Origin of the sequence: Cohnella panacarvi Gsoil 349 (genome assembly GCF_000515335.1) — a bacterium.
GTDB classification, from domain to species: domain Bacteria; phylum Bacillota; class Bacilli; order Paenibacillales; family Paenibacillaceae; genus Cohnella; species Cohnella panacarvi.
Genome location: NZ_KI911563.1, coordinates 3,782,977 through 3,802,000 on the forward strand (window position 1 = coordinate 3,782,977; position 19,024 = coordinate 3,802,000).

13 protein-coding genes are annotated in these 19,024 nt (G+C 55.1%); 10 read left to right on the forward strand and 3 right to left on the reverse strand.

Features of this window, described 5'->3' with window-relative positions; translation table 11 throughout:
- The first annotated feature begins 60 nt into the window (after positions 1-60).
- From COHPA_RS0118220 to COHPA_RS0118240, 5 genes are all read left to right on the forward strand, one after another.
- Entirely contained in the window at positions 61-1,830 is a 1,770-nt protein-coding gene (locus COHPA_RS0118220) for a sensor histidine kinase (RefSeq protein WP_027087585.1), read from the forward strand.
- Positions 1,827-2,627, forward strand: coding sequence for a response regulator transcription factor (locus tag COHPA_RS0118225; protein WP_027087586.1), 801 nt, complete (start codon positions 1,827-1,829; stop codon positions 2,625-2,627). The genes COHPA_RS0118220 and COHPA_RS0118225 overlap by 4 nt, the downstream gene beginning before the upstream one ends.
- A gap of 139 nt (positions 2,628-2,766) precedes the next feature.
- Positions 2,767-4,137: an extracellular solute-binding protein gene (locus COHPA_RS0118230; RefSeq protein WP_027087587.1), complete on the forward strand. Its 1,371-nt coding sequence runs from the start codon at positions 2,767-2,769 to the stop codon at positions 4,135-4,137.
- Between the two features lie 86 nt (positions 4,138-4,223).
- On the forward strand, positions 4,224-5,105 hold the full coding sequence (locus tag COHPA_RS0118235) for a carbohydrate ABC transporter permease (RefSeq protein ID WP_027087588.1): 882 nt from the start codon (positions 4,224-4,226) through the stop codon (positions 5,103-5,105).
- 16 nt (positions 5,106-5,121) lie between these two features.
- Positions 5,122-5,997, forward strand: a complete 876-nt coding sequence (locus COHPA_RS0118240; RefSeq protein ID WP_027087589.1) for a carbohydrate ABC transporter permease — start codon at positions 5,122-5,124, stop codon at positions 5,995-5,997.
- A gap of 92 nt (positions 5,998-6,089) precedes the next feature.
- On the opposite strand, the gene COHPA_RS0118245 is transcribed toward COHPA_RS0118240, so the two are convergent.
- Positions 6,090-7,205, reverse strand: coding sequence for an MGDG synthase family glycosyltransferase (locus COHPA_RS0118245; RefSeq protein WP_027087590.1), 1,116 nt, complete (start codon positions 7,203-7,205; stop codon positions 6,090-6,092).
- 164 nt (positions 7,206-7,369) lie between these two features.
- Between COHPA_RS0118245 and COHPA_RS0118250 the strand changes: the two genes are divergently transcribed.
- Positions 7,370-7,750, forward strand: a complete 381-nt coding sequence (locus COHPA_RS0118250; protein WP_027087591.1) for a kinase-associated lipoprotein B — start codon at positions 7,370-7,372, stop codon at positions 7,748-7,750.
- Between the two features lie 117 nt (positions 7,751-7,867).
- Positions 7,868-10,102: an Ig-like domain-containing protein gene (locus COHPA_RS0118255; RefSeq protein WP_027087592.1), complete on the forward strand. Its 2,235-nt coding sequence runs from the start codon at positions 7,868-7,870 to the stop codon at positions 10,100-10,102.
- A gap of 84 nt (positions 10,103-10,186) precedes the next feature.
- On the opposite strand, the gene COHPA_RS0118260 is transcribed toward COHPA_RS0118255, so the two are convergent.
- Complete coding sequence (locus COHPA_RS0118260) at positions 10,187-11,461, reverse strand: SGNH/GDSL hydrolase family protein (RefSeq protein ID WP_169733281.1); 1,275 nt, start codon at positions 11,459-11,461, stop codon at positions 10,187-10,189.
- A 306-nt stretch (positions 11,462-11,767) separates the two neighbouring features.
- Here COHPA_RS0118260 and gltB point away from each other — a divergent pair, with 306 nt between their 5' ends.
- A complete protein-coding gene (gltB, locus tag COHPA_RS0118265) occupies positions 11,768-16,375 on the forward strand; it encodes a glutamate synthase large subunit (RefSeq protein ID WP_027087594.1) in 4,608 nt (1,535 codons plus the stop codon).
- A 433-nt stretch (positions 16,376-16,808) separates the two neighbouring features.
- On the opposite strand, the gene COHPA_RS0118275 is transcribed toward gltB, so the two are convergent.
- Entirely contained in the window at positions 16,809-17,180 is a 372-nt protein-coding gene (locus COHPA_RS0118275) for a helix-turn-helix domain-containing protein (RefSeq protein WP_027087595.1), read from the reverse strand.
- 226 nt (positions 17,181-17,406) lie between these two features.
- On the opposite strand from COHPA_RS0118275, the gene COHPA_RS0118280 reads away from it, so the two are divergent.
- Complete coding sequence (locus COHPA_RS0118280; RefSeq protein WP_027087596.1) at positions 17,407-17,865, forward strand: PilZ domain-containing protein; 459 nt, start codon at positions 17,407-17,409, stop codon at positions 17,863-17,865.
- A gap of 19 nt (positions 17,866-17,884) precedes the next feature.
- Positions 17,885-18,955: an LCP family glycopolymer transferase gene (locus tag COHPA_RS23770; RefSeq protein ID WP_156926694.1), complete on the forward strand. Its 1,071-nt coding sequence runs from the start codon at positions 17,885-17,887 to the stop codon at positions 18,953-18,955.
- The last annotated feature ends 69 nt before the right edge of the window (positions 18,956-19,024 follow it).

The window sequence follows — 19,024 nt, forward strand, 5'->3', positions numbered from 1 at the left end:
TCCCTTTTTGTGCACCGCGCGAACGATAGGCATGCCCCGCAGAGAAAGGTTGATTACGCGATGTGGCCCAAACTAGCCAAGCTCAATTCGCTTCGGAACCAGATGCTGTTCGGATTCCTCTTCGTGATGATCGCCATTCTCACGTTCGTGGGCGCCATTACGTTCGATTCCGTCTCGACGATGTTGAAGAACAACGCGGCGAAGCATATTCAACAGACCGCCGTGCAGGCGAACGGAAGATTGGAAGGCATTCTCGAGCAGGTCGACTCGCACACCACTCTCGTGGCCACGAACGCATACGTGCAGCAGTTGCTGCTTAAAGTGAGGAACGGCGGAGAAGCGTTGTTAACGGAACGGCAAGCGCTGCCCGCGATCATGAACACGATTCCGCTCTTCGCCAGCGGAGTGAGATCGGTCGAGCTATATACGCATGACCTCAAACGGTTATTTCCGCTGAACAACGTGAGATTGGACGAGAAAGTGAGCGAGAAGTGGATAAGGAAGACGACCGAAGGGAAAGGCGGACTCGTATGGTTCGGTATCGATCCCGCGGATGCGAGCGCGCTGATCGCGATTCGGCAGGTCAGTCTGCTTCATCAGAACTTCGCGACGGGCGGCTATCTGCTCGTCCGCATCGATCGCAAGGCGTTCGCGCTAGACTCGCTGCAGGGAGAAGCGAACGGACAAGAGACGATGCTGCTCGTCGGGACGGAAGGGCAGTTGCTCGCCTCCAATACGGAGAGCGTCAATGAAGAGGAAGCGCTGAGCCTGGCCGCGACGGATCGCGAGACCGTGCACCTGCATGACCGGACATACGTGATGGTGAAGCAGCAATCGGCGGTCACCGGATGGACGCTGCTCATCTTGACACCGGTTCACGCGATTACGGAAGGCATCTCGGTGCTTCGAACGACGATCGTCGTATCGGCGGCCATCGGAACGGTGCTATTCATCTTGTTGTCGCTGCTGCTCTCGACGGTCATCTCGCGTCCGATCCTGCGGCTGATCAAGACGATGAGGGGCGCGAGGCTCGGAGGGTTAAAGCCCGCGGAGATCGTGTCTTCGACCATCGAGATTAACGAGCTGAACCATACGTATAACAAGATGGTCGAGGATATTAACGGGCTGATCCGTCTCGTGTACGAAAAAGAGCTGCTGCAGAGCCGGTCGGAGCTGAAGGCGCTGCAGGCGCAGATCAACCCCCATTTTTTGTATAACACGTTGGAAGCGTTATATTGGTCTCTTCAGGAGAAGGAAGAGGAAGAGCTGGCCGATTTCGTCGTAGCGATGTCCGATCTGTTCCGCTATACGATCACGGGACCGAACAAGGCGGAATGGGTGACGCTGCGGGACGAACTCGACCATATCGAGAAGTACCTGCTCATCATGAAGCTTCGGTTCGGCGGACGTCTGCGCTGGGTGATCGACTGTCCCGTCGAATTCGGGTCCGCGAAATTACCTAAGCTGCTCATTCAGCCTTTCGTAGAGAATGCCATTCTCCATGGCTTCGAGAGCAAGATCGGTCCGGGCACCGTATCGTTGACCGTTGAGCTTGCGGATGACGGCGAAAGCCTGCTCGTCACCGTCGAAGACGATGGAGCCGGCATGGACGAAGAGACGCTGGGCTTACTCAGGGAAAGCTTGGTGAGCGATAACATCCAACTGCCGTCCACGAAGAAGACAGGTATGGGAATTACGAACGTGGAACGACGGATGCGATTATTTTACGGCGATAATCTTACGGTAACCGACGCGGTTACCATTGACAGCGTCAAGGATCAGGGAACGATCGTCAGGATCCGGATTCCGCTGGCGGGGGGAACAGAATGAGAACGAAAGCGATATTGATCGTGGACGATGAACCGCGGACTCGGCAAGGCTTGAAAAGCATGCTCGAAAAGTGGGGGACGGGCAACTGCAGGATCATGACCGCCGACAATGGACATGAGGCGCTGCGGATGCTCCGTGAATCTCCGATCGACCTGATGATTACGGACATCCGCATGCCCGAGATCAGCGGTCTGCAACTCGCGGCGCAAATCCAAGAGAGCCAGCTGCCCCATCAGCCGGCGGTCATCTTGATCTCAGGCTACGCGGAGTTCGAATATGCCCAGCAAGCCATTCAGCTCGGCGTCGTGAACTACTTGCTGAAGCCGGTCAGCCGGGAGAAGCTGATCGAAGCCGCCCGACAAGCGCTGGATGCGGGAGAAGAGCGCAACCGCGTCGGCATCATGCGCAAATTCGTCGATCCGCAGCTTCTCGAGACGGATGCGGATCGCGCGAACCTTAGCGAGACGATTCGCAAAGCGCTCGACTACATCGACGAGCATCTCGCGGGCACGATCAGCCTGCGCGAGGTGGCGGAGTACGTCCATCTGAACGCCAGCTACTTCAGCGTGCTGTTCAAAGAGCAGCTTCATATGACGTTCAGCGAGTTCATCGCGCGCAAGAAGCTCCAGAAAGCGAAGGAGATGCTCGTGACGACGAAGCTTCCGATCGCGGAAATCGCGGAGCGCGTCGGCTACCAGACGGCGAAATACTTCAATAAAGTATTCAAGGAATACGAGGGAAGAAGCCCGGGACAATACCGTTCCGAGTTAACGGAAGATCCTAACGATATCCAATAGAAGATCCGAATGATATCCAATAATGGTGGAACAATAGCCAACAGCAGTGCCCTTATCTCGAGCAGAAGGCAATGATACACTGAATATCGAAGGAAAGCGCATTCAATTCCTTTACAATCGATACAGGGGGTTTTCGTTCATGAAAAAGAAAGCGTTAACGGCGAGCACAATGCTGCTCTCGCTCTCGCTGGTGCTTGCCGCCTGCGGAGGAAGTAACAATAACAACGGTAACAATGGGGCTTCTCCAGCCGCTTCCCCAAGCGCGCCGGCGGCAGAGTCGTCCGAAGCGCCTGCAAGCGAAGCATCCGGAGAGCCGATCACGCTCAACATGATGCATCTGTGGCCGGAAGGCAGCAGCCTGCAACAATTCAAGCTCGTGAATCAAATCATCGAAGAATACAAATCGGTAGCGCCGAACGTAACGATCAAGACGGAAGTATTGGAGAACGAACAGTACAAAGACAAGATCAGCGTGCTCTCTTCCTCCAATGAACTTCCGGACGTCGGCCTGACTTGGGCGGCTGGTTTCTTGGAGCCATACGTCAAGGGTAACCGCTTCGCTCCGCTTGACGATCTGCTCCAAGGCGAGCTGAAAGACAAGTTCGTTCCGGGCACGCCGGAAGCTTACTCCTCCGGCGGCAAAGTATACGGTCTTCCGCTCGAGCTTAATATCGTACCGATCTACTATAACAAAGAAATTTTCGCGAACAACAACCTTCAGCCACCGCAAACGCTGGATGACCTGAAGAACATTATCAAGACGTTGAGCGACAAAGGAATTACCCCGATCACGCTCGGCGGCAAAGACGCTTGGACGGTATCGTTCTGGTACATGTACCTGGCTGAACGTTTCGGCGGTACGGAATTGCTCGATCAATCCGTCGCGAACAACACGTTCAACGATCCGGCGTTGCTAGAAGCGGCTAAAGCTTCGCAAGAGCTGGTCGACATGAACGCGTTCATCAAAGGCTTCAACGGCTTGTCCAACGACGAGGCGAAAGCCGAATTCGCCAGCGAGCAAGCGGCGATGTACGCCATGGGTACGTGGGAAGTTCCGAACTACACGACGAACCCTGACGTGCCTCAAGAATTCAAAGATAAAGTCGGCTTCTTCAAATTCCCGACCGTAACCGGCGGCAAAGGCGGCGTTAACGATTGGGTCGGCGGTCCGGGCGTTGGCCTGTACGTCTCCGAGAGCTCCCCGCACAAGGAAGAAGCGAAGAAATTCGTCAGCTTCTTCGTACAGAAGTGGGGCGAACATTCGGTCGTAGACGCAGGCGTTATCCCGGCTACGAAGGTCGATACGTCCAAGATCAATCTTCCGCCGCTGTTCATCGAGCTGCTTAACGAGCTGAACAACGCGAACAACCTGACGCTGTTCCTTGACGTTCAGATGAAGCCGGTCGCAGCCGACGAGCATAAGAAACTCGCGCAAGCGCTGTACGGCAAATCGATCTCTCCTGAAGATTTCTTGAAGAAGCACGAAGAAGCGCTGAAAGCAGGCAAATAAACGTTAGTTCTTAAACAAGAGAAGGGCGTGGCGCATTGGCTGCGTCCTTCTCTTGCTTGTACGACCGAGGAGGTAATACACACGCCATGGAAAAAGTGATGTCGAACAAAGGGATAATCGCGCTATACGTATTGCCGTCCTTGCTTCTGATCTTGGCCGTTATCTACGTGCCGATCGTACTGACCGGCTATTACGGACTGATGGAGTGGGATGCCGTCAGCCCGATGCAATACATCGGACTGGACAACTATTCGAGACTGATCGAAGACGGAGCGTTCTGGGCCAGCGTCAGGCATTCGCTTGTGTTCGCCGTAATGTCCACGTTGAGCTTGGCTCTCTACTTAGCCGTTGCCATGATTCTTTCCGGCAACATTCGCGGCGCGAATCTGCTGCGCAAAGTTTATTTGATTCCGATGCTGCTGTCTTCGGTTGCGATCGCCCAGCTTTGGCTGAAAATTTATCATCCGACTACGGGCATTCTGAACGGCTTTCTTGAATGGATCGGCATCGAGAATACGCCCGCTTGGCTCTCGGATCCGAAAGTCGTGCTATGGGCCGTGTTCATTCCGATCCTATGGCAGTACGCCGGGTTCTACATCATCATCTACTATGCCGCGCTCAAGAACATTCCGGGTACTTTGGTCGAAGCGGCCCGCATCGACGGAGCGACTTCCGTCCAGATCGCGCTTCGCATCAAGCTTCCGTTAATTTTCGAAGTGATCAAAGTGACTATCGTGCTGGCCGTTGTCGGCTCGCTGAAATATTTCGATCTCATCTACGTCATGACGGGCGGCGGTCCGAACGGCGCGAGCGAGGTCATGGCGTCTTTCATGTACAATGCGGCTTTCGACCGCAAGGAATTCGGATACGGAAGCGCAGTCGGCTTCTTCCTGCTCGTCATCTGCTTAATCGCGACATGGGGCATCCGCAGACTGACGGCGACCAAAGACACGATCGAATATTCTTAAGCAGGAGGAGATCCGGATGAATTCCGCCAATACAATGAAACTGCCAGCAACGGAGTCCCGTTCGTTCGCCGGTCGACTCGGCAAGGGCGTATTATATATCGTGCTCGTCGTAGCAGCCGTCGTTCAGTTGCTGCCGCTTGTCTGGCTGCTTCTTTTCTCGCTCAAAAACAATCAAGAAGTGTTCAATTTGCCTGCGTTCTCGCTTCCGAAGGAGCTGCGTTGGGAAAACTACGAGCTCGTATGGACAAGAGGTCATATCGGCCGGTACTTGTGGAACAGCGTATGGATTACGGCCGCATCGGTAGCGTTCACGATCCTGCTCGCGAGCTTCGTTACGTACGCGATTACGCGCATGAGATGGCGCCTGAGCTCGCTCGTGCTCGGTCTGTTCATGATCGGGATCATGATTCCGGTGCATTCGACCCTGATTCCGCTCTTCAATATGTTCAATCAAGCGGATCTGATCGATTCGCAGCTTAGTCTGCTGATCACGTACACGGCGTTCAACTTGCCGTTGACGATCATGATCTTGCTCGGCTTCTATTACGCCCTCCCGCGCGAAGTCGAGGAAGCGGCCATTATGGACGGCTGCAGCGTGAACCGGTTGTTCTTCCGAATCGTTCTGCCGATGACTTCTTCCGTCATCGCGACGGCGGCGATCATCAACATGATCTACAACTGGAATGAGTTCATCTTCGTTAATACGTTCATCAGTTCGGACTCGCTCAAGACGCTGACGGTCGGTGTTCAGAACTTCATCGGCCAATACACGGTGAACTGGGGCGCGATCGGCGCGACGCTGATGCTCAGTATTCTGCCGATTCTGCTCGTATTCCTGGCGCTTAGCAACCGCATCGTAGAAGGCATTGCCGCAGGTTCGGTCAAAGGTTGAGTTTTCGAATCGAGCATACTGTGGGTTGAAGAATAGACGTTGGAACGGAGAAGCACCCTTGCCGCGAAATCGGCGAAGGGTGCTTCTCTTCGTTATTCCATGAGCGCTAATAGCGCTTCCGAGCACTTGGCAGGATGGTACTCCGCATTGCGCAGCGCCAGCAGCGTGTCCCGATGCTGATCGGCCGCGTACGGTTCCTGAATGAGCCGCAGCCAACGATCGATCGTCTCCGTCGACGTCATCAGTTCGCCGAACCCGTGGGTGACGAAGTAATCCGCGTTCTCTTCCTCTTGGCCGGGAATCGGCTCGTAGAAGAGCATCGGAATGCCTTTGGCCATGCCCTCGGTGCACGTCATTCCGCCAGGCTTCGTCACGAGCAGGTCGGAGACGTCCATCAGCTTGCTGACTTCTTTCGTGAATCCCAGCACATGAACGTTCGGGTGCTGGAATAAAGGATTGGCAAGAAGTTTCTCCCGGGACTTCTGATTGTTGCCGAGGCACAGGATGATCTGTACTTTGTCGGCTTTGCTCGCGATATACTCTACCAGATTGTCGCCGTATAGCAATCCCCAACCGCCGCCCATGATCAGAACGGTAGGCATGTCCTTCAATTTGAACTGAGCCAAGATGTCCGCGCGGTCATGCGGATGCCAGAAGTTCGGATGTACGGGTATTCCGGTTACTTCGATGCTGGACGCCGGAATCCCGCGCGCGATGAGCTTATTCCGTACGGTAGGCGTGCTCACGAGATACGTGTTGACCTCGGGATTCGTCCAAGTCGCGTGCGCGTCGTAATCCGTTATGAGCGTATACAAAGGCACGTCTAGTCCCAATCGTTTCAAGCGGCTGACGACAGCGTTCGGAAACGGGTGGGTACAGACGATAGAATCCGGTTTCAATTGTCGAAGCACTTCCGAAACGTGGTTGTAGAATAGCCGGTGCAGCGCGAACTGCTTAATTTTATTCAATGATTTATGGTAATGGCTGCGATAGATCTTGCCGACCAGCTTAGGCTGATTACTTACGGTTTTGCGGTAAGCGGACAAGATCAAGGGTCCGATGATCGGATTCAGGAACGTACCGAGCTCGATGACTCTCGTCTGAATCTTGGGCGAAAGCTGTCTTAATCCGACAGCGAGCGCATATGCGGCTTGCGTGTGTCCGGTACCGAAACCTTCGGAAAGCAGCAGAACTCTTTTTTTGCGCATTAGAGACAATCCCCCACTTTACCTACTACCATATTACGCTTTAGAGAGCCCTGGAACAAGTGCGTAAGCGCGGATAAAGCATAAAACCATAATTTCCTGGAAGTTTTCTTCGGGGATGGCGTTGAGTACAATGGGAGTAATACGAATGGAGGATGGATGCCGCAATGGAAAAAGGCGAAGCTTTGCCGGAAATCGCGAGAGTAGGCCATAAAACGGGAGAATACATAGGAGAAATCGTAGAGCGGGACGAGAGAAGGGCGCTTGTGCGAATATTGGCGGTGCTCAAGCACCCCATGCAAGGGGATCTGCATCATCCGTACGATCCGGACGTTCCTCTCTTCCACGAGAGGCGCGCTTTATCGTATACGGAAAAAGTATGGGTCCCGCGTCAAAGCGCGGAGCCCTATCGCGGCGAGGTGCCGGACTTCGGAGATTCTTTGAAGCGCGCGCTCGGCGAGGAGCTCGGCCGAATGGATACGCTGGGCCGTTGGGCTGCCCGATGCGCGGAGAACCTTGAAACGTTGCGCCGGGATTATGGGTATTAAGTCGCGAAATTCGACCGGCGAGGATTAATTTGCCATTTCGTCTTCAGGATCGGTCCGGTCAATCCGTTAATAAAGGTAGAAGTTTCCGAAATTCTGCCTATGGAGGACTAGCTTGAGATGAACATGCGGAACGAAACGACTAGAAGGCAATCCTGGACATGGCGGTTGTGCGCGGCGGTTATCGCGATCGCGTTGACGATCGTCCCTTGGTCCAGCGTTAGCGCGGCCGAAGAGACGGTGCTCGGCGTTGAGCTGGATTCCGTCAGCGAGCCGGTAGCGGTAATCGTGGAAGGCGAACCGTATTCGATTAGAGCGTGGGCGACGGTATCGACCACGTCCAATAAGAAGGACGTATCGGATAGCGCCACATGGACGTCCTCGTCCTCTCTCATTAAAGTGAACAAAGGCGTGATCACCGCGACCGGCGAAGTGTCGTCGGCGACGATTACCGTCAAATATTCGGGTTTTACCGACGAAGTGAAGGTCAAATCGGTCTATCAATACAAGGAAGTCAAGCTGGAGCTGGAAGGCGCGGACGCGCCTGCGACCAAGACCGTGCAGTTGGGCAATGAACTGATCCTGAAGGCCAACGGCGTAAAGGACGATAGCAGCGTGGACAACGTGACGGAAGCGGCGACTTGGACGTCTTCCAACACGGCCGTCGCGACCGTCGACGACGGTAAGGTTACGCTCGTAAGCGCGGGCAAGGCGACGATAATCGCGAAGCGTCTTGGCCGCTCGGACACGATCGAGTTGACCGTCGAATCGCCTTATTCGGCGATCAAGATTTATTCCGATCCGGTCATCGACGGTCCGATCGAGATGTACGTAGGCGATAATGATCGTATCCTGGTTGCCAAGGCCGTGCCGAAGTCGGGCGGAGCGGAAGCGACGATAACCGAGGATGCGACGTGGACGTCGAGCAACAGCAACGTCGTCAAAGTCGAAGACGGCAAAGTAACGGCCGTCGGAGCGGGTACGGCGGTCGTCACCGCTAAGCAGCACGGCGTATCCGAGTCGGTTACGTTCTATGTGCGTACGGCGTTCGAGGCGATGAAGCTGCTGCCGGACAAACCGATCGCGGTCACGCTGTACGGCGCGGGAGTGGAGCTCGAGGCCAGCGTCGTCAAAGGAACGAGCCCTGCGGATGACGTTACCGGCGAGGCGGAATGGAAGACGGGGGATGCTTTCATCGCCACGATCGTGAAGTCGGGCGATAAGGTTACCGTCGTGCCTAGAAGCGTAGGTTCGACGAAAGTATCGGCAACCTACAAAGGGCTGACCAAGGAGCAGACGATTACCGTCTATCCGAGCATCGTCAGCGTGGATATCGCCAAAGACGAGCTGGATGTATTCGTGGAGGATACGGCTTCGTTGCCCGCGGTTTCTGGCGGTACGGCGGCCGGAGGCTCGCAGGATATTAGCAAGCTCGTACAATGGACATCGTCGGACAGCGCGGTCGTCGCGATCGAGGACGGCAAGTGGAAGGCGCTGAAGACGGGCACGGCGACGCTGACCGCGAAGGTCGAGAACGAAGCGGGCGTCCCTGGCGCGGTCAAGACCGACACGATTACGGTGAACGTACACAACAAAGTGCTTACCCTGGACTCGGATATTACGGCGATAAGCGTAGTGACGGGTAAAGAAGCCAATCTTCCTCCGGTGAAGATCATTTACGAGAACGGCAACGAAGAGGTTATTACCGATAAAATAACATGGAAAGTATCAAGTCCGAACTTGCTCGTAAAGGCGCCGAAGATCAAAGGCCTGAAAGCTTCGACGGTAACGTTGACGGGCAGCTACTTAAGCAAGACGATAACCTTCAAAGTGACGATCGAAGAAGAGTTTACTTCGTTCCAGATTACTCCGACGGGAGGTCTGCAGCTTACGCTGAATAAGTCGCAATCGATCAAGGTGACCGGGTTGACGAAGAGCGGGAAGAAGGTATCGCTTGCCTCCCGGCTCGATTGGCAAGCTTCCGAACCGGACCTGGTGTCGATCAACAAGTCTTCGATCAAAGGGCTGAAAGAAGGCAGCGGCAAGCTGACGGCGGTCATTCAAGGCAAAACGTTGGAAGTGTCGTATAAAGTAACGGCCAAGCTGACGAAGCTCGCCGCTTCCGTCAAGTCGATCAAACAGGTTGCGATCGGCACGACCGAAACGGTTAAGCTGACGGCAGACTTCGAGAACGGTAAATCGAACGACGTTACGGCCGAAGCGAAATGGACGACGTCGAACGCCAGAGTCGCTACGGTAACGAACGGAATCATTAAGTTCGTGGGCAAAGGATCGGCTTCGATCAAAGCTTCCTATGGGGGCAAAACCGTAACCGTGTCCGTCTCCGCGAAATAAAGTCAATAACAACGCCTCCGTGCCATGTAGATGGCCGCGGAGGCGTTGTTGCGTATCTTATAGGTTCAAGACGCTAATCTTATGTTAGGAATTAATGAATGCGGTTTGGATCGGGTTGCGGTACACCAGGTCGAAGTCGAGCGCTTTGACGATGACGGCGATCGGAACGTACGTTTTGCCTTCTTTGCCGAATGCCTGGATGAATGCCGGAGGCGTCTCCAGCTTTATTCGCACTCCGTCGACGTACATATAAGACGCGCCGATCGTCATTTTGACGACGTGGTTATTTTTGCTTAGCGTTACCGTCTTCGTTGCCTTGTCCCATTGTCTTTCCGCTTGCACGGCCGTCGCTAAATCCCCGATCGGCAGAAAGTTCGTGTTGTTCTTGTTGATCGGTTTGTAAGGAAGCTCTTGGCCGTTCACGATAACGGAGAGAGTTACCCCTTCAGGTTTAGGTTTGGGCGCGAGATACGTCTTCCAATCGTCGATCGCTTCGACGTAGGCTTTGGCCATCGCTTCGTATCCGGCTTGTTTCGGATGATTGTCGGGCTCGATCGCCGTAAAGTACGTGAACTCTTTGACCTGATAGGCGAATTTGTCGCTGACGCGGGCGATGCGAAGAGGGATTCCGTCCGCTTGAAGCTTCGTTGCCAATTCGTCGAGCGCAGCCGAAAGCTTATACACGTTAGCGAGCAGATCCTTGTAGAGCGGGTGCAATTCCAGGAACGGCAAGTACTGGTCCGCGAGCACGATTTCGGCGTTCGGAGCCATCTCGTGCAGCTTGCGCATAAGCGTATCCACGTTCGCTGTATAATTATTCATATTCGTATCGAACTCGGTCTGCATGATCGTCTTGGCGTCGTTGTCGTTATCGAACATCTTTTTGATGAAATCCCCGAAGTCGTTGCCTCCGACCGTCAAGACGACCAGATTCGCGTCTGCAAGCGCCGGGGCGATCTCCGAAGCTCTGGCAGCGATCGAATCGGCCTGCTTCTTCGTTCTTGGATCAGGGAAACCGGAGTAGTCTTGCAAGTCGTCCGCGGTTAGCGATCGGCCCGCTTGCGCGCCTTCGAGCAGCTTTGTCAGTCCGGGCGTCGTCAATCCGAGGATGGCGTAGTTCGCAAGCTGCGCGCGGCCGCGGAACAGCGCTTGCTCGTAAATCCGTTCTGCGTACCCGTAAGGTACGGACTTCTCGTTCATCCCCTTCTCGTAACCGACGGTGATGGAATCGCCTAGGGCTACGATTTTATATACGTCAGGTTTAGCGACAGAAACCCCCTCTTCGGCATAGGCAATTGAGGGTAAAGTGACAATTAGTGCAAAAAAACTAACAATCAATACATGGACGAAACGCTTCATACCCTGATTTTCCTCCCTTTTCCCGTTAACATTCCGAACATCCTTAGGAATGTTTATCGGCATTATAAAAAATATTAAATTGCCATCCCAACGACGATGGTGTTAAAATAACATAATCCTTTATGAATATTTATGAATAATTACTGTATTCCTCCGCGAAATCCGCCTTTCCCGACCCTGTCGTTGTTTAATCGAAACCTTATCTCACTATTCTAGGTGATTTTGCTAGGGAAATGAAGCCGGAAGTTCAGAATGATTGTTGAACCCCGAATGCATTAAAATTCGCATATAGAAAGGTTGCTTTATATGAAAGCGATGCATCACGGTTTGCCGACGAAGCAAGGGCTATACGATCCGCAATTCGAGCGTGACGCCTGCGGTATGGGTTTTGTCGCACATATTAAAGGAAGAAAGTCGCACGAGATCGTGGAACAGGCGTTGTCGTTGCTCATCAACATGGAGCATCGGGGCGGCCAGGGAAGCGAACCTAACACGGGCGACGGCGCCGGTATTTTGCTGCAAATTCCGCATGAGTTCTTCGCGAAGGAGACGGCAAAGCTCGGGTTCGCGTTGCCTGAACCGGGACAGTATGCGGTAGCGATGGTGTTCCTGCCGCAAGACGAAGCCGCTCGCGCGAAGCATGAACGCATCTTCGAAGGCATTATCGCCGAGGAAGGGCATAAGCTGCTCGGCTGGCGTACGGTGCCGACGAACGACGAGAAGCTCGGCGAGTCGGCCAAGAAGGTCAAGCCGTTCGTTCGCCAAGCGTTCATCGCCCGTCCTGCCGCGTTAGCGGACGACATGGCGTTCGAGCGCAAGCTGTACGTGATCCGCAAGCGCGCGGAGCTGGCGATTCGGTACAACGATAAGATCGAAGGGGCGGAAAGTTTCTACTTCCCAAGCTTTTCGAGCCGGAAGATCGTATATAAAGGAATGCTTACGACGGAACAAGTCGGACATTTCTACACGGAGCTTCATGATCCGGAGCTCGTCACGGCGATGGCGCTCGTGCACTCGCGGTTCAGCACGAACACGTTCCCGAGCTGGGAGCGCGCTCATCCGTTCAACTATTTGATTCATAACGGCGAAATCAATACGCTCCGCGGCAACGTCAACTGGATGCATGCGCGCCAGACGCTGTTCGCGACGGAGCTGTTCGGCGAAGATCTGGAGAAGATCAAGCCGATTATCGCGCCGGACGGATCGGATACGGCGATGTTCGATAATACGTTCGAGTTCATGCACCTGTCCGGACGTTCCATGGCGCATTGCGCGATGATGATGATTCCGGAGCCTTGGCAGAACGACGAGCACATGGACGAAGAGAAAAGAGCGTTCTACGAATATCATGCGACGTTGATGGAGCCGTGGGACGGTCCGGCGGCGGTCGGCTTTACCGACGGCGTGCAAATCGGCGCGGTGCTCGACCGCAACGGCTTGCGTCCAGCCCGCTACTACGTGACGAAAGACGATCTGATCATTCTGGCTTCCGAAGCCGGCGTCATCGAGCTTCCGCCTGAGGAGGTCGTGCTGAAGGATCGCCTGCGTCCGGGCCGCATCCTTCTCGTCGACACGAAGGAAGGCCGCATCATCTCCGACGAAGAGGTGAAGCGCTCGATCGTGACCGAGCATCCTTACCGGGAATGGCTTAACGATCACTTGGTCGATCTGGAAGAGTTGCCGGAAGCGCCGGAAGTTCCGGAGCTTGGCCATGAGACCGTGCAGCAGCGCCAGCAGGCGTTCGGCTACACGTTCGAAGACGTTCGCAGGTTGATCGAACCGATGGCCCTGTCCGGCGTCGAACCGCTTGCTTCGATGGGCTACGATGCGCCGCTCGCGGTATTGTCGAAGAAGCCGCAGCGCGTGTTCAACTACTTCAAGCAGCTGTTCGCGCAAGTTACGAACCCGCCGATCGACGCGATCCGCGAGGAAATCGTCACTTCGACGTATACGTCCGTCGGACCGGAGCGCAACCTGCTGAATCCGGAGCCGGAAAGCTGCCGTCATATTCGTCTTTACACGCCGATTCTATCCAACGAGGAATTCGCGAAGCTTCGCCACGTGCATCGCCCGGGCTTCAAGTCGATCACGCTGCCGATTTTCTTCAATCCTGAAGCCGGCGAGCAAGGCTTGCGCGACTCGCTGCAGCTGCTCTGCGATTCCGCGGACCGGGTCATGGCGCGCGGACACAACATTCTGATCCTCTCCGACAGAGGAACCGACGCGGAGAACGCGGCCATTCCGTCGCTACTCGCCGTCTCGGCGCTGCACCATCACTTGATTCGCCAAGGCACGCGGACGAAAGTCAGCATCCTGCTCGAATCCGGCGAACCGCGCGAAGTACACCACTACGCGCTGCTGATCGGCTACGGCGTCAGCGCGGTCAATCCGTATCTCGCGTTCGAGACGATCGACGATCTCATTCGTCAAGGCATACTGCGCGGCATCTCTCACGAGAAGGCTGTTAAGAACTATATTAAAGCGGCTACCAAAGGCGTCGTGAAAGTACTGTCCAAGATGGGTATTTCCACGATTCAATCGTACCGCGGCGCGCAAATTTTCGAGGCGATCGGTCTAGCTACCGACGTCGTCGAGCAGTACTTCACGTGGACTCCATCCCGCATCGAGGGCGTAGGCCTCGACGTGGTTACGAAGGATACGCTGACCGCTCACTATCGCGCTTACGCTAAGCAAGAAGGCGCCGAGGACGAGCTCGATTCCGGCGGCGATTACCAGTGGCGCAAAGACGGGGAAGAGCATCTGTTCAACCCTCGGACGGTCCACATGCTGCAGCTTGCTACCCGTACGGGCAATTACGAGACGTTCAAGAAGTTCTCTTCGCTCATTCAAGGCGAATACGAAGACGTCAAGATGCTTCGCTCGCTGCTCGATTTTAACTTCGACCAGCCGCCTGTGCCGATCGAGGAAGTCGAGTCGGTGGAATCGATCTTCAAGCGCTTTAAATCGGGCGCGATGTCGTTCGGCTCCATCAGCAAGGAAGCGCACGAGTCGCTCGCGATCGCCATGAACCGGATCGGCGGCAAGTCGAACTCCGGCGAGGGCGGCGAGGATCCGGCGCGCTACGTGCCGGACGCGAACGGCGATTCCCGCCGCAGCGCGATCAAGCAAGTCGCTTCCGGCCGTTTCGGCGTAACGAGCTACTACTTGTCCAACGCGGACGAAATTCAAATCAAGATGGCGCAAGGCGCGAAGCCGGGCGAAGGCGGACAGCTCATGGGCCGCAAAGTGTATCCTTGGGTTGCCGAGGTTCGCGGAACGACGCCGGGCGTAGGTTTGATCTCGCCGCCGCCGCACCACGATATTTATTCGATCGAGGATTTGGCGGAGCTGATTCACGATCTGAAGAACGCGAATCCGCGCGCTCGCATTAACGTGAAGCTCGTATCCGAGGTCGGCGTCGGCACGATAGCCGCAGGCGTTGCCAAGGGCCGCGCGGACGTTATCCTGGTCAGCGGTTACGACGGCGGTACCGGCGCATCCCCGATCGGCTCGATCCGCCACGCGGGCTTGCCGTGGGAGCTCGGCCTCGCCGAGACGCACCAGACGCTCATCCTGAACAACTTGCGCGACCGCGTCATCGTCGAGACCGACGGCAAAATGATGACCGGACGCGACGTGGCGATCGCCGCGCTGCTCGGCGCCGAAGAGTTCGGCTTCTCGACCGCGCCTCTCGTCGTTCTCGGATGCATCATGATGCGCGTGTGCCAATTGGATACGTGTCCGGTAGGCGTCGCGACGCAAAATCCGGAGCTGCGCAAAAAGTTCATGGGCGATCCGCAGCATGCGGTCAACTTCATGACTTTCGTGGCGCAGGAGCTTCGCGAAATCATGGCTCAGCTCGGTTTCCGCACGATTCAGGAGATGGTCGGACGCGTGGACCGTCTGAACCCCAAGAAAGCGATCAGCCACTACAAGTCGCAGGGCGTCGATCTGTCGCCGCTGCTTCATATGCCGGAACTGCCCGAAGGTTCGTTCCGCTATAACGCCAAATCCCAGAACCACCAGCTCGAGGAGTCGCTCGATATGCAGGCACTGCTCGCGGCGGCCGAGCCGGCGCTCTCTCGCCGGCAACCGGTGGAAGCATCGTTCCCGATCAAGAACACGAACCGCGTCGTCGGTACGATCGTCGGATCGGAATTGACGAACCGCTATGGGAAGGACGGCTTGCCTGAAGATACGATCCGCTTCCAATTCGTAGGCACGGCCGGACAAAGCTTCGGCGCCTTCATGCCGAAGGGAATGACGCTGACGCTCGAAGGCGATTCGAACGACTATGTCGGCAAAGGGTTATCCGGCGGCAAAATCGTCGTTTATCCTTCGAAGAAGGCTACCTTTAAGTCGGAAGACAATATCATTATCGGCAACACCGCGTTCTACGGCGCGACGAGCGGCGAAGCCTATATCCGCGGCGTTGCGGGCGAGCGCTTCGCGGTTCGCAACAGCGGCGCGAACGTCGTCGTCGAAGGCGTGGGCGACCACGGGTGCGAATACATGACCGGCGGACGCGTCGTCGTTCTCGGCGCGACCGGACGCAACTTCGCGGCGGGCATGTCCGGCGGCATCGCTTACGTCATCGATGGGGACGGCGATTTCGTGAATCGCTGCAACCTGGAGATGGTCGGCCTTGAGCGCTTGGAGGACGAGAATGAAATCGCGCAAGTTCGCGATATGATCGTCAAGCACGCTAAGTATACGGACAGCGATCTCGGTCGCCGGGTGCTGGCGGATTGGCCGGCGTACGCAGCTAAGTTCGTCAAAGTCATTCCGAAGGACTACAAACGGATGATGGAGCAGATCGCCAAGGTCGAAGCGCAAGGATTGAGCGGAGAACAAGCGATGCTCGCGGCGTTCGAAGCGAATATGCGCGACCTGTCCCGCGTTGGCGGCAACTAGTCATATCATGAAGCAGTCCGTAGAACGAATCGTTCTACGGACTGTTTTTCATGGCTAGAATGTAAGGGTTGTTCAATAAAATGTGCAGATTTGGAATATTTCGACAAAACCTCCGTTAAAAAAAGGCTGACATGACAACAGCGCTCGACACCCTCTGCGCGCCGGTTCTCCTATAATAACCTTAATGTTTCATAGAGTACGAAATGAGAGGGTATGGGTGCGCAATGGAGAAGGATTTGCAAGAGGGTAAGCAACCGTTGGAAATCGACATCCATAGGATCTTAACGCAGCTGGGTATTGAGTCTGATAAATGGCCTGAAGAATTCAAGAAGCCTGTATCGCAATACTGCTAAGCTTACATACGCTCTTAACGATAAAAACCTCGGATCAAGTTGCCGCCGCAACCGATTCGAGGTTTTTGCCGTTTCATTCGTTATTCGTCCATATTCCGTTCGGCCCGAATGAAAGCGATGAATCTTCTGGCCTCGGCCGGAGTCAATTTGCGTCCGTCGATCGTCAGCGAGAACTTCTCCAGCAGCTCGTTGTTGGAGAGCTCAAGCTCGTCAGTGAACTGTCTGACGTCCGGGTCCAAGGTTGTCGTAGGCTGGGACGTTCTGCCCGCCAAGTAATCGAGAGAGACGTGGAACAGATCCGCTACCTTGGATAAGGTCTCGGTATCGGGCTCCCTGCGATTTTTCTCGTAATGCGATAACGCCGCTCGCGAGATTCCGAGGGAAGTAGCTAGTTCTTCTTGTGTGAGTCCGCGCTGATCCCGTAGGAACGCGATACGGTTACCGATGTTCATTATATCCCTCCCAGGATGGATATCTATTTTCATCATAATAGGTTTGGTGGATAAATGCATTCATTGCGACAAAATGTCGCAACCTTATATCAACGGTATTTCCAATCCGCGAGATTCCTATACCTGGGCGGAAAAGCAACACGTTCGGCCTTGACTTGATACAAAATGTATCGTAGAGTAGAGGGTAGTTGCTGATACATATTGTATCTTAAGGCCTGGTGATCCTATGGATTCGGATGAACCGTTCAATCGCCGCAAGTATATTCGATTCGGGTTATACGCTCCATTATATGCGGAGCTGTCATTGCATCGTGTCGGCGCGCAATACCGAAGGAGCCGATCGGCGATCGTATTGCTGGATAATATCAGCTTCGGCGGTTGTCTGTTCCGAACGAATCTGATCATTCCGCCCCGAGAGGACGTGGAGTGGTTGTTAAGGCTTCGATTCGGACGGTACGCGATGCATGCGAAAGCGATCGTCGTTCGTTCGGGCGATGAGGAAGGGTATAACCTGTACGGCGCGAAGTGGAAGCTCTCCGCTTACGAACGCCACCTTTTCCAATATCGTCTGAATGAGTACTTGCAGGCGACTTACGTCTTCGCGCCGCATATTCAGACGTTATATCGACAAGTGATGGAACGCACCGCCGATCAGCAATTCAAGAAATTCGACATCATCTCTTGAAGCCTTGGGGGTATTCGTATTGAGACGCTCTAAATGGATGAGAATCAGCCTCTATACGCTCCTTGCGTGTGTCGTCATCGTTGCTGCAGGGGCCGGTTTGGCGTGGTATAAGCTGGAGAATACGATCAATGCCATGTATGAGCCGTTGCCGAGCACGGAGTGGACGCAGCCCGTATTCGAGCAGGAGACCGCGCAAGAGGACGTACCCGGACGGCAATCGGATCCAGAGGAGGAGAAGGAAGCGGAGGACGTCGATGAGGGGAGAGGCAAAGTCGTCAAAGCCGTGCAGGCGACCGGCGACGAGAAGCTTACCGACGAAGAGGTCGACCGCTTGCTGCACCCGAATCTGGACCGGAAGGACCCGTTCTGCATCCTCTTGCTCGGAGTAGATGAGCGGCCGTCGGATCGCGGGCGCAGCGATACGATGATTCTGCTGTCGATTCAGCCTGCCAAGCATTCGGCGCTCGCGATTTCCATACCGCGCGACACGAGGGTGCTTATCCCGGAACGGGAAGCTTACGACAAAATCAATCATGCGTACGCGTTCGGAGGCACGGCGCTTTCGGTAGCGACGGTCGAGAGACTGTTCGGCGTACCGATCGCCTACTATATGAAGACGAATATGGAGGGCATCGTCGATATCGTCGATACGGTAGGGGGCGTGGACGTAGACAATGCTCGGCCATTCACCTATGAAGGCGTTACGTTCCCTAAGGGCGAGCAGCGCTTGGACGGCGCGAACGCCCTGCTGTACGTGCGGATGCGCAAGGAGGATCCGAGCGGCGACTTCGGCCGCACGCAGCGGCAACGCCAGCTGCTGTCCGCCATTATCGATCGCGTCGTCAGCTTCCGTTCGCTCGGCAAGCTGCCGCATATTCTGTCCAAGCTGTCGGAGGACGTCAGGACGAACCTGACATCGGGCGATCTGTTCGATCTGGCGACCGAGTACAAGTCCGAGATCAAGCAGATCGATACGTTGTACTTGAACGGTACGGGCCGAATGATGGACGGCATCTATTACTACTCGGTTCAGCCGAAGGACCGGGCGAAGATACAGCAGCAGCTGTTGTCGCATCTCAGAGGGGCGTAAATCAGCACTTTCTGACAAATTCCTTGACAAGGGCAGGAAACTGCCCTATCTTTATTTTATGATACACAA

Excerpts from the sequence above, each read along its gene's own strand:
- COHPA_RS0118220 (WP_027087585.1), top strand. The coding sequence starts at position 61 with ATGTGGCCCAAACTAGCCAAGCTCAATTCGCTTCGGAACCAGATGCTG.
- COHPA_RS0118225 (WP_027087586.1), top strand. The coding sequence starts at position 1,827 with ATGAGAACGAAAGCGATATTGATCGTGGACGATGAACCGCGGACTCGG.
- COHPA_RS0118230 (WP_027087587.1), top strand. The coding sequence starts at position 2,767 with ATGAAAAAGAAAGCGTTAACGGCGAGCACAATGCTGCTCTCGCTCTCG.
- COHPA_RS0118235 (WP_027087588.1), top strand. The coding sequence starts at position 4,224 with ATGGAAAAAGTGATGTCGAACAAAGGGATAATCGCGCTATACGTATTG.
- COHPA_RS0118240 (WP_027087589.1), top strand. The coding sequence starts at position 5,122 with ATGAATTCCGCCAATACAATGAAACTGCCAGCAACGGAGTCCCGTTCG.
- COHPA_RS0118245 (WP_027087590.1), bottom strand. The coding sequence starts at position 7,205 with ATGCGCAAAAAAAGAGTTCTGCTGCTTTCCGAAGGTTTCGGTACCGGA.
- COHPA_RS0118250 (WP_027087591.1), top strand. The coding sequence starts at position 7,370 with ATGGAAAAAGGCGAAGCTTTGCCGGAAATCGCGAGAGTAGGCCATAAA.
- COHPA_RS0118255 (WP_027087592.1), top strand. The coding sequence starts at position 7,868 with ATGAACATGCGGAACGAAACGACTAGAAGGCAATCCTGGACATGGCGG.
- COHPA_RS0118260 (WP_169733281.1), bottom strand. The coding sequence starts at position 11,461 with ATGAAGCGTTTCGTCCATGTATTGATTGTTAGTTTTTTTGCACTAATT.
- gltB (WP_027087594.1), top strand. The coding sequence starts at position 11,768 with ATGAAAGCGATGCATCACGGTTTGCCGACGAAGCAAGGGCTATACGAT.
- COHPA_RS0118275 (WP_027087595.1), bottom strand. The coding sequence starts at position 17,180 with ATGAACATCGGTAACCGTATCGCGTTCCTACGGGATCAGCGCGGACTC.
- COHPA_RS0118280 (WP_027087596.1), top strand. The coding sequence starts at position 17,407 with ATGGATTCGGATGAACCGTTCAATCGCCGCAAGTATATTCGATTCGGG.